At 37.1% G+C, this 13100-nt stretch carries 15 protein-coding genes; 6 read left to right on the forward strand and 9 right to left on the reverse strand.

Features of this window, described 5'->3' with window-relative positions:
• Nucleotides 1-13 precede the first annotated feature (13 nt).
• The 5 genes from LOK41_RS10800 to LOK41_RS10820 all read right to left on the reverse strand — a co-directional run bounded on the left by LOK41_RS10800 (nt 14) and on the right by LOK41_RS10820 (nt 4578).
• Nucleotides 14-955, reverse strand: a complete 942-nt coding sequence (locus LOK41_RS10800; RefSeq protein WP_174100840.1) for an ABC transporter substrate-binding protein — start codon at nt 953-955, stop codon at nt 14-16.
• Between the two features lie 199 nt (nt 956-1154).
• Nucleotides 1155-1967 (reverse strand): ABC transporter ATP-binding protein, encoded by an 813-nt coding sequence (locus tag LOK41_RS10805; RefSeq protein ID WP_174100841.1) that lies wholly within the window; start codon nt 1965-1967, stop codon nt 1155-1157.
• 15 nt (nt 1968-1982) lie between these two features.
• The gene (locus LOK41_RS10810; RefSeq protein ID WP_241816459.1) at nt 1983-2999 is read right to left on the reverse strand and encodes a FecCD family ABC transporter permease; all 1017 of its coding nucleotides are present in this window, start codon (nt 2997-2999) and stop codon (nt 1983-1985) included.
• Nucleotides 2996-4051 carry a FecCD family ABC transporter permease gene (locus LOK41_RS10815; protein ID WP_241816460.1) on the reverse strand — a complete coding sequence of 352 codons (1056 nt, stop codon included), beginning with the start codon at nt 4049-4051 and terminating at the stop codon, nt 2996-2998. Before LOK41_RS10815 ends, LOK41_RS10810 begins: the two co-directional genes overlap by 4 nt.
• Nucleotides 4052-4353: 302 nt before the next feature.
• Nucleotides 4354-4578 carry a YuzB family protein gene (locus tag LOK41_RS10820; protein ID WP_241816461.1) on the reverse strand — a complete coding sequence of 75 codons (225 nt, stop codon included), beginning with the start codon at nt 4576-4578 and terminating at the stop codon, nt 4354-4356.
• Between the two features lie 290 nt (nt 4579-4868).
• Between LOK41_RS10820 and LOK41_RS10825 the strand changes: the two genes are divergently transcribed.
• Nucleotides 4869-5534, forward strand: coding sequence for an RsfA family transcriptional regulator (locus LOK41_RS10825; RefSeq protein WP_241816462.1), 666 nt, complete (start codon nt 4869-4871; stop codon nt 5532-5534).
• Nucleotides 5535-5811: 277 nt separating this feature from the next.
• Here LOK41_RS10825 and LOK41_RS10830 read toward each other — a convergent pair whose 3' ends face one another.
• On the reverse strand, nt 5812-6405 hold the full coding sequence (locus LOK41_RS10830) for a lipoprotein BA_5634 family protein (protein WP_241816463.1): 594 nt from the start codon (nt 6403-6405) through the stop codon (nt 5812-5814).
• Nucleotides 6406-6584: 179 nt separating this feature from the next.
• On the opposite strand from LOK41_RS10830, the gene lipL reads away from it, so the two are divergent.
• On the forward strand, nt 6585-7430 hold the full coding sequence (gene lipL / locus LOK41_RS10835; RefSeq protein WP_241816464.1) for an octanoyl-[GcvH]:protein N-octanoyltransferase: 846 nt from the start codon (nt 6585-6587) through the stop codon (nt 7428-7430).
• A gap of 34 nt (nt 7431-7464) precedes the next feature.
• Here the strand turns inward: lipL and pta are convergent, their stop codons facing one another.
• Complete coding sequence (gene pta, locus LOK41_RS10840) at nt 7465-8436, reverse strand: phosphate acetyltransferase (RefSeq protein WP_174100847.1); 972 nt, start codon at nt 8434-8436, stop codon at nt 7465-7467.
• 440 nt (nt 8437-8876) lie between these two features.
• Between pta and hemQ the strand changes: the two genes are divergently transcribed.
• The 4 genes from hemQ to gerQ all read left to right on the forward strand — a co-directional run bounded on the left by hemQ (nt 8877) and on the right by gerQ (nt 12332).
• Nucleotides 8877-9620: a hydrogen peroxide-dependent heme synthase gene (gene hemQ, locus LOK41_RS10845; RefSeq protein WP_241816465.1), complete on the forward strand. Its 744-nt coding sequence runs from the start codon at nt 8877-8879 to the stop codon at nt 9618-9620.
• 193 nt (nt 9621-9813) lie between these two features.
• The gene (locus LOK41_RS10850; protein ID WP_241816552.1) at nt 9814-11094 is read left to right on the forward strand and encodes a serine hydrolase; all 1281 of its coding nucleotides are present in this window, start codon (nt 9814-9816) and stop codon (nt 11092-11094) included.
• Nucleotides 11095-11444: 350 nt separating this feature from the next.
• Nucleotides 11445-11867: a cell wall hydrolase gene (locus LOK41_RS10855; RefSeq protein WP_241816466.1), complete on the forward strand. Its 423-nt coding sequence runs from the start codon at nt 11445-11447 to the stop codon at nt 11865-11867.
• Nucleotides 11868-11894: 27 nt separating this feature from the next.
• A complete protein-coding gene (gerQ, locus tag LOK41_RS10860; RefSeq protein ID WP_241816467.1) occupies nt 11895-12332 on the forward strand; it encodes a spore coat protein GerQ in 438 nt (145 codons plus the stop codon).
• 37 nt (nt 12333-12369) lie between these two features.
• Here gerQ and LOK41_RS10865 read toward each other — a convergent pair whose 3' ends face one another.
• Both LOK41_RS10865 and LOK41_RS10870 read right to left on the reverse strand, forming a co-directional pair.
• Entirely contained in the window at nt 12370-12738 is a 369-nt protein-coding gene (locus LOK41_RS10865; RefSeq protein ID WP_241816468.1) for a DUF423 domain-containing protein, read from the reverse strand.
• Nucleotides 12739-12802: 64 nt separating this feature from the next.
• Nucleotides 12803-13099, reverse strand: a complete 297-nt coding sequence (locus LOK41_RS10870) for a YwdI family protein (protein WP_241816469.1) — start codon at nt 13097-13099, stop codon at nt 12803-12805.
• Nucleotide 13100: the final 1 nt, after the last annotated feature.

Genomic DNA, 13100 nt, shown 5'->3' on the forward strand with positions numbered 1-13100 from the left:
TTTTCTTTGTATATTATTTTCCTAAAACGAACTCAGCAATTTCGTCTAAGATCATTTCTTTACCAAGTGGGAAGTATCCTTTATTTAGGTCTTCGTTCTTGATTGTAAATACGTGGTTGTTCTTAACAGCGTTCATGTTTTTCCAAATTGTTTCTTCTTGGAATTCTTTTAAGCGCTGAGAACCGTCACCCGTTGTAAATACGAATAAGTAATCTGGGTTGTAATCAATTAACGCTTCTTTTTGTACTTGTACTAATGGTTTATCCATTGGTGTACCTGGAACTGCTGGTAATTTTAAGTCTTTGAAGATTACGCTACCGTAACCGTAGTCACCATATACGCGGAATGCATTTGGATATGCAGCCATTTTCATGAATTTCGCATCGCCAGTTTTTGCAACGATTTTATCGTGTAACTTGCTTGCTTTTTCATCATATTTCTTGAACCATGCAGTTGTTTCTTTTTCTTTATCAAAGATTTTACCTAACTCTTCAAACTTTGGACGCCATTGATCTAATGGAGTTTTTAACATAACAGTTGGTGCAATTTTAGATAATTGATCATAGATTTTTTCTTGACGGTTGTTCACAAGAATTAAATCTGGTTTTGCAGCAGCTACTGCTTCGATGTTAATTTTGTCGCCCCAAGCAGAGCCAACTGGTTTTACATCTTTTAATTTATCCGCAATATGAGCATCAATTTTTTCTTGAGACGTATTTGCAGTAATGATTGGTTTCATTCCAAAGATTAATAATTCTTCTGTTGAACCACTAAGGTCAGCAATTTTCTTTGGATTTGCAGGAATTTTAATTTCACCTTTTGCATGTTGTACAGTACGCTCTTCCACTTTTGCGTCTGCTTTCTTTTCTTCTTTCTTGTCAGAAGAACAAGCTGCAAATAGTACAGAAGTAACGACTAGTACCATCGCTAATAATACCGCTTTAAATTTCTTCATATTCCCACTCCTTCTGGATATATTTCTCTTATAAGTTGTATGTAACTATAAGAAACTCCACACTAACATTAATATATATTAATTAAATGTTGTATGTAGCCCGTTCTAACGGGCGTTCAACTTCCCATGTTGAATGAGAAGCTCAACGTCCATTAGAATCCCTCTCCCTATCTAAATACGGATAGGAAGAGGGTTTCTCTTATGCTTGCTTGCGTACTTGTTTATTTATCATTGTTAAATCATAAGTTAAGCAAATCGGTTTACAGTTTACAGGACATGGAACAATTTGCGCTTCAATTTCAAATACATTGCGAAGCGTTTCGCACGTCATAACCTCATCTGGCGTCCCTTGTTTCATTAACTTACCTGCTCTTAACGCAATCATATGATCTGAAAAACGAGAAGCATGGTTTAAATCATGAATAACCATAACGATTGTGCGGCCTTCTTCTTGATTTAACTTTTTCAATAAATTTAATACTTCCAATTGATGGGCCATGTCTAAGTATGTTGTTGGCTCATCTAGCACAAGCAAATCCGTTCCTTGCGCAAGAGCCATTGCAATCCAGACACGTTGGCGTTGACCACCTGATAAAGCTTCTGCTGGACGGTTTGCAAACTCTGTCATCCCTGTTACTTCAAGCGCCCAGTGAATATAACGGTAATCTTCTTCTTTCAGAGTCCCAAATCCCTTTTGGTGGGGGAAACGCCCATATGAAACAAGTTCAAACACAGTAAGACCTGTTGGCACTTCTGCAGTTTGTGGTAAAATCGCCATTTTCTTTGCGATTTCTTTTGTCGGCTGCTTCTCAATCGCTTTCCCATCAAGATATACAGTACCTCGTTTTGCTTTTAAAATACGAGAAGCTGTTTTTAACAATGTGGATTTTCCGCATCCATTTGGTCCAATAATTGTTGTAATTTTCCCTTCTGGAATTTCCACTGATAACCCATCAATAATTAAACCTTCATTATAGCCAACAGATACCGAATCAACCGCTAAAGTTGCCATACAAAAAGCCTCCCTTTATTTTGTCCTCATAAGTAAATAAATGAAATATGGTGCACCGATTACAGAAATAACAAGACCGACCGGTATTTCAGATGTCGTTAGTACACTTCTTGAAATCAAATCTGCAAATAGTAGTAGGAATGTTCCAATTAATGCTGCTGTCGGTAACATAATTTGATGTTTCCCGCCGACAAGTCGCCTCGCCAAATGCGGCGCCATTAAACCAATAAAGCCAATTCCGCCAGCGACTGCAACAGAAGCCCCTGCTAAACAAACAGCAATAAATAATAATTTTCGTCTTTCTTTCTCTACGTTTACACCAAGTCCAACTGCCGCAGCATCTCCTAAATTCATTACATTTAGCACATGTGCTTTACGAATCGCAATTGGTAAAAAGATGAGCATCCATGGAAGTACGCTTAATACGAATTTCCAGTCTGTCCCCCATAAACTTCCCGCTAACCAAATCGTTGCAAAACGGAAGTCATTCGATGTCATTTTCATTGAAAAAATTAAACTAACAGCACCAAATCCTGCTGCGACTGCGATACCAACAAGTATTAAACGAGTTGATGAAACGCCGTCCTTCCATGCCAGTACATAAATAATGACTGCTGCTAGTATTGCACCGACTAATGCAAAGAATGGAAGAATGAATACGGACAGAAGAGTACCAGTCCCTACTTTTCCAAAAAAGAAGTAAACGAAAACAACAACAGTTAATCCTGCACCGGCATTAATACCGATAATTCCAGGATCAGCAAGTGGGTTTCGTGATAATCCTTGCATAATAGCACCGGACATTGCTAATGCTGAACCAACTAATATAGCAATTACCATACGTGGCATACGAAATTCAAATAAAATAACTGACTGATCTTCTGCCCCTAACCCTACCAATGACTTTAATACATCCATTGGGGGGATTTTAAATGTTCCTGTATTTAAACTAATAAGAAATACTGAAACAATTAAACAAGCTAAAATTGTTATGACTGAAATGTTCTTTTTTGTTAAGACGGTTGCCTTCACATTTTCCCTCTCCCTTCATTACGTGCTAAGTAGAGGAAGAATGGAACGCCAATTAGTGCTGTAATGGCCCCAATTGGTGTTTCAAACGGCGGATTAATAATTCGTGATAGCATATCCGCACATTCAATTAACAATCCACCTAATACAGCAGAACATGGAATCACCCATCTATAATCTGAACCGACAAGAAAACGTGTCATATGCGGGATGACAAGCCCAACAAACCCAACGGATCCTGCCATAGATACTGCTGAACCTGTTAACACAAGCACAAGTACAGTTCCGATAAATTTAATTAATGTTGTATTTTGACCAAGACCAATTGCAATTTCTTCACCGAAACTTAAAATGGTAATGTATCTCGACATCATAATCGCTATAACAAGACAAACAAGTCCAATCGGCAAGAGCATGTCAATACTCTGCCATTTCACACCAGCAACGCCACCTGCATTCCACATACTCACCTCTTGTGCAAGATTGAAATAGAGTGCGATACCAGATGAAATAGCCCCTAGTAGAGCGCTAATTGCTGCTCCAGCTAACGCTAATTTAACAGGTGTTAATCCGCCCGGTGAAGATGCCCCAATGCCGTATACAATACTTGCTCCAAATGCTGCTCCAATAAAAGAAGCGATAACAAACATTAAATACGGTGAATTGGGGAAAAACGCATACATAATTGCAATCCCAAATACCGCTCCATCAGTAATCCCCATTAATGATGGAGATGCAAGCGGATTCCGTGTCATCCCTTGCATAATCGCACCGGATACCGCTAAAAAGGCACCAGCAACAACTCCGCCAATTGCCCTAGGCATACGTAGCTCCCAAATTACATTATGATGCGTCAAAGAACCATCAAAATGAAAGACAGCTTGCCATACAGTTTTCAAACTAATATCCGCTGCACCAAATGAGATTGAAGTTGCCATACTTAAAGCTAACAAAATTGTTCCCGCTATTAAAATAATAGAAGCAATAAGCGGTCTACTCTTAATCTCTTTCACATTTACTTCCTGTTGCTCAATATTCCTCGCGCTTGCTTCCATCCCTCAACCATCCTAACCAACAACATATATTTAATAAAATGAGATTTATTCTCAAGAAACAGCAAAAGAAAATCGGGTGTATCCACCTTTTTGATAATGATTCTCAGAATCATAATTCTATTCTACCTACCGGTACAAAAGGCTGTCAACCATTATTTTGCAATATCAAACTAATGTAATTGATATAAAACCAATATCATAATATGTAATTTATCCATTCATACATGTTCGTCGTATATCAGTATTTAAAAATAATTTTTAATTTCCGCAATAAAAAAAGAAGAGTAAAATATTCACTCTTCTTACTTATTTAATTTCGCTTCGATTTTCTTAATCAGTTCATCTTCAGTCGGCGCTGCAACTGGACGATTATTCACAAAAGCGAATGATTTTTTACGACCTGGTCCACAATAAGATTGACAACCAACCTCAATATTTGCACATGAATCTACTTTTTTGAGCTTTGGTATCAAGGTCTTAATGTTCGTCGCCTGACAATCATCACACACACGGAATTCATTTCCCATTCTATATAACACTTCCTCTATTTTTAACTTTTCACAAGTACATTTAACAGTAAACGCTAAATGGTATTTTACCGCTCTTTGAGGCTTGATGCAAGTTTCCCTCTATGGGTCCTACGCAATAGAAAACCTCACTTTCCCCTTCATTTTTCCCTTTATAAACTCCCTTCATTCGTGCAACAATTTCTTACTTCCATCAAAATCTACCATATTTTTAAAAGCTTTGTATAAAAGCCATTTCTTTTGCCCATTATAAAAATAGGAAGTTCATAAAAAGAAAGGGAGTTGAATCTATGAAAGTAAGACAAGATGCTTGGACAGACGAGGACGATTTATTACTTGCGGAAACTGTACTACGTCATGTTCGAGAAGGAAGTACACAATTAAATGCATTTGAAGAAGTTGGTGATCAATTAAATCGCACCTCAGCTGCTTGTGGATTTCGCTGGAATGCTGTTGTGCGTTATAGCTACGAGCAAGCCTTACAGCTAGCAAAAAGACATCGAAAAGATAAAATGCGTGCCGCTAGCGGAGAACAGGCAAAAAAACGCCTACTTTATACGCCACCAGCTTCAGCGGTAATTACGAATGATGAAGAACCTGTTGTAAACACAACTGTCCCTCGTTCAGAACCAGTTGTATCTAGCACTTCTATAACAATGCAAGATGTAATTTACTTTTTACAAACTGTGGGGTCTTCAAACGTAAAAGTAACAGCACTCGAAAACGAGAATACGAGATTGAAACAAGAAATGAAAGCTCAAATACTTCGTAATGAAGAGTTAGAAAAGAAATTAGAAAAGCTAGAACAACAATCTAATACAGTACAAGAAGATTACGAAACGCTCATGAATATTATGAACCGCGCTCGTAAATTAGCATTAATGGATGATGAAGAGCCAACGCAAACCTCTTTCCGTATGGATCGAAACGGTAACTTAGAGAAAATTGCAGAATAAAAAGGATGCAGGTGAATGCATCCTTTTTATCATGTTATAGAGAACAGGAACTCTTATAAGGATCGTTTATGAAATATCACAGAAAAAGTTGTTCGTGCAAAATGGTAAATGAAATTTTATCGGCGATTTTTCAAATATATCGATTGTTTCTCACAATATATCGGCTATTCGACAAAGGATATCAACCATTCAACAAATAGCGACACAAAACCAGCATCTGTTGTCTTTCGTTTCCCGGCATTCTAGTAAAAGGATGCAGGTGTCTGCATCCTTTTTATTATGGTTTTAAATTCAACATATGAGACTCTTCTAACTTAGAATCCTTGCGAATGTTTGGATAGATTTCTTTTTTCGGATTTTCTTTAAATTCCACTACCCCAACTGTTTTTACTGGAGCACTAATCGCTTCATATGCAGAATCACTTACTACCGCGAACATATCTGCATATTTGCGAGCATCTCCAATAATTACGTTACCTTCGTACTTCATTTTTTTATCGCCAATCATGACATCATTTTGCTCATTTTTTGCAAATACAATACCCGCATCATTAGAGACAGATGGTAATGTTGTAATTGGTTTCGTTTCTTCACCATCTACTTTTCTTAACAGCTTTTCTTTTACAAACTTTTCTGCTGTCGTTTTATTCATGATTAATACTTTTTGGTCATTTACCTTATCAAATTTAACAGTATACTTCGCTTCAGATTCTATTTCTTTTTTATGTTGATCAATTGTTTGTTGTACAACTGTTTCATCACCATACATCAATACGCCGTTTGCTTGTGGGGCAATCATGTCCATAATTGAACAACCACTAAATACCGCAGCTGACATAATCGCTACAAGTCCTAATTTTACTTTTTTCATTTATATTCCTCCTAAAACTATAATGACAGTTCTCAGTTTAATGACAAAAACGGCTTTTACCAATTTCCTTTCCTTACAATAACATTACAATCTCGTAAGGTTCTTTTTCACAACTCTCCTCTCTTCTCACTTTTTTGCTATAATAAAGGTTGTCATTTTATAAATAAGGGGTTAGTTATATGAGCAATTCCCGTTCAATCTTATCTCAACCAGAGTGGCGTATTGTAGATCAGTCCAGTTTAGGACAGACCTTCCACGCACTTCAATCATTCGCTATGGATGATACATTGTGCACAACAATCGGAAATGGTACATCTGCTTCGACGATGCGCTCTTGGGTTCATCACAATACAATTGTTCTTGGCATTCAAGATTCTCGTCTTCCTCATTTGCAGGAAGGGATTTCTTTTTTAAAACAGAAGGATTTCAATGTCATTGTTCGTAATTCAGGTGGTCTTGCAGTCGTACTTGATGAAGGGGTTTTAAACGTATCGCTTCTACTTCAAGAAACCGAAAAAGGAATTGATATCGACCTTGGATACGATACGATGTGGCATTTAATTAAAGAAATGTTAAAAGATTACGATGTCGATATCGAGGCAAAAGAAATCGTTGGCTCTTATTGTCCTGGCAGCTATGACTTAAGTATTCGTGATCAGAAATTTGCAGGTATTTCACAGCGCCGCATTCGCGGAGGGGTTGCTGTACAAATTTACTTATGTGCTACAGGTAGCGGCTCCGAACGTGCGGCACTTGTTCGCGATTTTTACAACTTAGCAATTCAAGGTGAAGAAACGAGATTTACTTATCCTGAAATTATACCAAGTACAATGGCTTCTTTATCTGAATTACTTGGTGAAACGATTACCGTTCAAGATTTAATGATGCGTTTATTAAAAACACTGCAGCAGTTTGCGCCGCGATTAACACCATCACAATTAACGGTAGATGAAGTTCCTTTATATGAAATGAACTTGCAGCGTATGATTGACCGTAATAATAAAGCACTTAGTCTTGAGAAATAACAAAGGCCCCGCTATATAGCGAGGCCTTTCGTTTTTATAGTGCTTGAGCTGCTGTAATTAAAGCTAACTTGTACACTTCTTCTTCGTTACAACCGCGAGATAAATCGTTTACTGGCATGTTTAAACCTTGTAAGATTGGTCCCACTGCTTCAAAGTTACCTAAACGTTGTGCAATTTTGTAACCAATATTACCAGCTTCTAAGCTTGGGAATACGAACACGTTAGCATCACCTTTAATAACAGAACCTGGTGCTTTCTTCTCAGCTACAGATGGTACAAATGCAGCGTCAAATTGGAACTCACCGTCTAATGTTAATTCAGGAGCCATTTCTTTTGCGATGCGAGTTGCTTCTACAACTTTTTCTGTTTCTGGAGATTTCGCAGAACCTTTTGTAGAGAAGCTTAACATTGCAACACGTGGATCGATACCGAATAGCTCAGCAGTTTTTGCACTTTCAATACCAATTTCAGCTAAATCTTGGCTGTTTGGTGCAATATTGATTGCGCAATCAGCGAATACATACTTCTCATCTTCACGTACCATGATAAATACACCTGAAGTTTTTGTAACGCCTGGTTTTGTTTTAATGATTTGAAGTGCTGGACGAACTGTGTCAGCTGTAGAGTGAGCTGCACCACTTACTAAACCTTGTGCTTTGCCCATGTATACAAGCATTGTACCAAAGTAGTTTTCGTCTTTTAAAATTTCACGAGCAGCTTCTTCTGTTGCTTTACCTTTACGGCGTTCAACGAAAGATGCCACCATTGCATCCATTTCTTCATATGTAGCTGGATCATAAATATCAACGCCTGCTAATGTTAAGTTCATGCTAGCAGCTTTTGCGCTAATCTCTTCTTTATTACCAACTAAAATTGGTTTTACTAACTCTTCTTTTGCTAAACGCTCTGCAGCGCCTAAGATTCTTTCATCAGTTCCTTCAGGAAGTACGATAGAAATGCCTTTTCCTTGAACCTTTTCTTTTACTGTTGTAAATAAATCGCTCACGAATAAACCCTCCTACAAATGTTAAAAAACTCTATCTTTAAGAATACTTCTTTTCATCTATATTTTAAACTTATAGCTCCTAAAAGATAGGTAAAATGAAAATGATTATATTTTCATAAAATTCAGCATGGTTAATCTATTATGGAAAACATGAAAAAACTTTCTTTTTTAGATGGAAGAGAGCGTCCAGCCATGCATAGATGTGGTCAGGGCCCTTCTTTGCTCCATGCCATGTGAAAACACAAAGAGAACATGGGTGTAGGACTCTTTTTGGTTTCATAGCCGGACTTTTCAAGTGATAACAAAAAGCCTTTATCCGTACTCCTCTATATAGCATTTAAAAATGTGACAATTTTATGCACCCAAGCTTTACATAGGTGACTTTAAACCTATATATGCTATAGTTAACGTGTAAAATATCATTAACTGAGGTGAATAGAATGAGTGAAGCAGCAAAAACGTTAGATGGTTGGTATTGTTTACATGATTTACGTTCTATCGACTGGGCAGCATGGAAAACATTATCTAGTGACGAACGCGGACAAGCGATGTTTGAATTTTTAAACGTCATTGAGAAATGGAATAAAGTAGCAGCCGCAAAACAAGGTAGCCATGCAATGTATACAGTTGTTGGTCAAAAAGCTGATATTATGTTTATGATTTTACGTCCAACAATGGAAGAATTAAATGAAATCGAAACAGAGTTAAATAAAACAACATTAGCTGAATATATGGTTCCTGCATACTCTTACGTATCTGTTGTTGAACTAAGTAACTACTTGCCAGCTGAGGAAGACCCATACCAAAACCCACAAATCCTCGCACGCTTATACCCAGAATTACCAGAAGCAAAACACATTTGTTTCTATCCAATGGACAAGCGTCGTCAAGGGGATGACAACTGGTACATGCTTCCGATGGAAGATCGCAAAAAACTTATGTATAGCCACGGAAAAATCGGTCGTCAATACGCAGGTAAAGTTCGTCAAGTCATTACTGGTTCTGTCGGCTTTGATGATTACGAGTGGGGTGTAACACTATTCGCTGACGACATCCTTCAATTCAAAAAACTTGTATATGAAATGCGTTTTGATGAAGTAAGTGCTCGCTATGGCGAATTTGGTACTTTCTTCGTTGGTAACATTTTACCAAGCGAGAAAGTAGCTAAATTTTTATATGTATAATACAAAAAGGAACGAAATTCGTTCCTTTTTCTTAATATCCTACAAAAAACCTTCAAAAATCCTCTTTTTTCATCAAATTTAAACGATAATAGAAAAAAACTTGTCAAATTTCTCATTAAATTATAACCTTCTTATATTCAAAATTATGCTAAAATGATACGAGCTATATGCTAATAACGATGCGAAGGTGATAATTTATATGAGGAAAATTTTATCTATTTTACTAGCGCTTTTATTGTCTTTTTCTTCCTTAGGAGTAATAATCTCCCATGCAGAAGGAAAAATACACATAGAAGCTGCCGCTGCCATTCTTTTTGATGCAGATACAGGAAAAATACTGCATGAGCAAAATCCAGATGAATTACTAGCTATTGCTAGTATGTCAAAACTTATTGTTATTTACTCCGTTTTAGAAGCTATTAAAGAAGGAAAAATCACATGGGATACAAAAGTAAACATCTCTGATTACGCTTATGAAATTTCCCGTAATAATGAATTCTCCAATGTCCCTTTTGAAAAAGAGCGACAATATACAGTTAAAGAATTATATCATTCTATTGTTATCTTCTCTGCAAACGGATCTAGCATCGCGCTAGCTGAACTTCTTGCAGGAAGTGAAAAAAACTTCTTAAATCTTGCAAATGAACATGCAAAAAAACTAGGGTTAAAGAAATATAAATTTGTAAATGCTACAGGATTAAATAATGCTGATTTAAAAGGGAAACACCCTGAAGGAACTGATCCAAATGGAGAAAACTCCTTATCAGCTCGCGACATGGGTATTCTATCAAAAACAATTATTACAAAGTATCCAGAAATGCTAGAGGATACAAAACAAAGATTTAGAAACTTCCCAGACAACCATCCAAAACCAATTCGTATGGAAAACTGGAACTGGATGTTACCCGGAGCTGCTTTCGCTTATGAAGGAACAGATGGTTTAAAAACGGGAAGTTCCGATACAGCTGGATACGGGTTTACAATTACAGCAAAACGCGGTGACTTACGTCTTATTTCCGTTATTATTAAGACAAAATCAATGGATGAACGCTTCACGGAATCCCGTGAATTAATTGATTACGGTTTTAATAACTTTGAAAAACAGAAATTGAAAGTAGATAAAAATAATACAATTTCTGTCACGAAAGGAAAGGTAGACAACGTAACTGTGACGCCTGAAAAAGAGATAACGGTAATCACGAAAAAAGGTAGCAAACCACCTTACAAAGTTTCCACTGAGGCAGATAAATCACTTACTGAAGATGAAAAATTAGTGGCACCTATTAAGAAAGATACAAAAGTAGGCTCCCTTGTTTTAGAATCAACTGATCAATACGGATTTTTAGATAGAAGCAAGAAAATGAAAGTCACTGCAAAAACAACAGAAGAAGTAGAAAAAGCAAATTGGTTCGTATTAACAATGCGATCCATTGGTGACTTCTTCTCAAATATGTGGTCAAAGGTATTTGGATGATAGAAAGCTAGCAAATTGCTAGCTTTTTATTATGCCTCTCCCTCTATACAAACCCAGATTTTAAAACTGACATAACGCCTTTTCTTTTCGACGAAAGTAAGCATCTAGCTATGCATAGAAACGTTCAAACCTTCTCCCTGTCCCCTGCCCCCAAGTGAAAGCAGCGAGAAAATCTTTCTCCTCCGTAACAATGACTTATGGATATATATAACGCCAAAATCCTACTTCTTAAAACTTTGTTTGGTTGTCATATCTGGCTTTTTTTTCTCATACGTATGAACTAGTAATTGTTCTACACCGTTTTTACCGGCTCCTCTTTCTGTAAAAATGGTGAAAAAGAGGTGAAACAAATGGGTGTAATTTCTTATAACGAAGAACATGTAAAATTATTAGCAAGACTTATGCGAGCTGAAGCTGAAGGAGAAGGGCAACAAGGCATGCTAATGGTTGGGAATGTCGGTGTAAATCGCGTTAAAGGCAATTGTTTAGACTTCAAGAACATACGTAATCTACAACAAATGGTATTTCAAAGACCTGGTGGTTTTGAAGCAACACAAAAAGGATACTTTTATCAGCGTGCACGTGAACAAGATATTGCCCTTGCAAGACGTGTTATTGAAGGACAACGATTTTGGCCTGCTAATTTTGCTTTATGGTTTTTCCGACCAGAAGGTCCTTGTCCACCAACTTGGTATAATCAGCAAAATTCTGGTCGATTTAAAAAACACTGCTTTTTCCAACCATCTGCTGGAGACTGCCCAGCAGTATATTAAGGAATGAAAACGAGGAGGGATTTTTGAATGGCTCAGCAACAAAACCCGTTCTATGGAACTTTTTTTCAACCTTCTGGAACTCAACTACCACCAGGACAACAACAGCAACAAATGACACCTCAGCAACAACAATTGATGCAGCAACAAGCAATGCAACAACAAGCTCAAGCACAACTTGCAGCATCTCAAGGTATGCTTCCTCTAGAGCAATCCTATATCGAAAACATCCTTCGCCTAAACAAAGGAAAACAAGCGACTGTGGTTATGACATATGAGCGTGGTAGTTCGCTTGGCACACAATCCTATACAGGAATTATTGAAGCTGCTGGACGCGATCATATCGTCATAAGTGAGCCACAGTCTGGAAAACGTTACTTATTGCTTATGATTTATTTAGATTATGTAGAATTCCCTGGAGAAATTAACTATTTACCTGTTCAACCAGCAGCATATCCTCCAAGATAATAATAAAAGCTGGCAAATGCCAGCTTTTGTTTTGTCTTTATAATCCTTTTACAACTGCAGTTCCTACTAAAATCCAACCTATAATAAATGCTACTCCACCAAGTGGTGTAATTGGTCCGAAAAATTTAATACCTGTTGTACTTAACGCATAGAGACTTCCAGAGAACATAATAATTCCGGCTACCATAAACCAGCCTGCTGTACTTAGTAATGAAGATTGAATTTTATCCATTAATAAGGCTACGATAAATAGCCCTCCAGCATGAAACATTTGGTATGTAACACCTGTTTTCCAAACTTCTAGCATTTTTGCAGAAATTTTATTTTCTAAACCGTGTGCACCAAAGGCACCTAATGCGACAGATAAGCCAGCTGCAATACAGCCTAACAATAAGAAGATTTTCATTGGAATTCCCCTTTTTTATCTTTATGATAAGAAATTTTTACATATAAGCCAACCTTTTTAACTTTTAAAAATCAAATAAAGAGTTGCCGTTTGCATCATCTTCTTTCATGTATACGGGTTCCCCCAAAACTGGTACCACTTGCTGAGTTGTTGCTGTCATTGTCATCGGATGAGATGGTATAACTTGTGATTGTAATTTCGGCTCTACATATGTATGAGATTCACTCTGTTCATCTAAAAGTAAATCACATAGAGCACGAACAACTGATAAATGTTCTTTCGCCTTCTGTCCATCACTACTTTTTGCCTTCGCAATTTCATTTGCCATTTTATTTAAAATCTTATCGCTAGATACTTGCATT

The sequence above is a fragment of the Bacillus sp. TL12 genome (assembly GCF_022625245.1).
Taxonomy (GTDB): domain Bacteria; phylum Bacillota; class Bacilli; order Bacillales; family Bacillaceae_G; genus Bacillus_A.

Bases quoted from the DNA above. Each gene is read 5' to 3' on its own strand.
- hemQ (WP_241816465.1), top strand. From the start codon at position 8,877: ATGAGTGAAGCAGCAAAAACGTTAGATGGTTGGTATTGTTTACATGAT.
- LOK41_RS10800 (WP_174100840.1), bottom strand. From the start codon at position 955: ATGAAGAAATTTAAAGCGGTATTATTAGCGATGGTACTAGTCGTTACT.
- LOK41_RS10805 (WP_174100841.1), bottom strand. From the start codon at position 1,967: ATGGCAACTTTAGCGGTTGATTCGGTATCTGTTGGCTATAATGAAGGT.
- gerQ (WP_241816467.1), top strand. From the start codon at position 11,895: ATGGCTCAGCAACAAAACCCGTTCTATGGAACTTTTTTTCAACCTTCT.
- LOK41_RS10855 (WP_241816466.1), top strand. From the start codon at position 11,445: ATGGGTGTAATTTCTTATAACGAAGAACATGTAAAATTATTAGCAAGA.
- LOK41_RS10865 (WP_241816468.1), bottom strand. From the start codon at position 12,738: ATGAAAATCTTCTTATTGTTAGGCTGTATTGCAGCTGGCTTATCTGTC.
- LOK41_RS10830 (WP_241816463.1), bottom strand. From the start codon at position 6,405: ATGAAAAAAGTAAAATTAGGACTTGTAGCGATTATGTCAGCTGCGGTA.
- LOK41_RS10815 (WP_241816460.1), bottom strand. From the start codon at position 4,051: ATGGAAGCAAGCGCGAGGAATATTGAGCAACAGGAAGTAAATGTGAAA.
- LOK41_RS10820 (WP_241816461.1), bottom strand. From the start codon at position 4,578: ATGGGAAATGAATTCCGTGTGTGTGATGATTGTCAGGCGACGAACATT.
- LOK41_RS10870 (WP_241816469.1), bottom strand. From the start codon at position 13,099: ATGCAAGTATCTAGCGATAAGATTTTAAATAAAATGGCAAATGAAATT.
- LOK41_RS10825 (WP_241816462.1), top strand. From the start codon at position 4,869: ATGAAAGTAAGACAAGATGCTTGGACAGACGAGGACGATTTATTACTT.
- lipL (WP_241816464.1), top strand. From the start codon at position 6,585: ATGAGCAATTCCCGTTCAATCTTATCTCAACCAGAGTGGCGTATTGTA.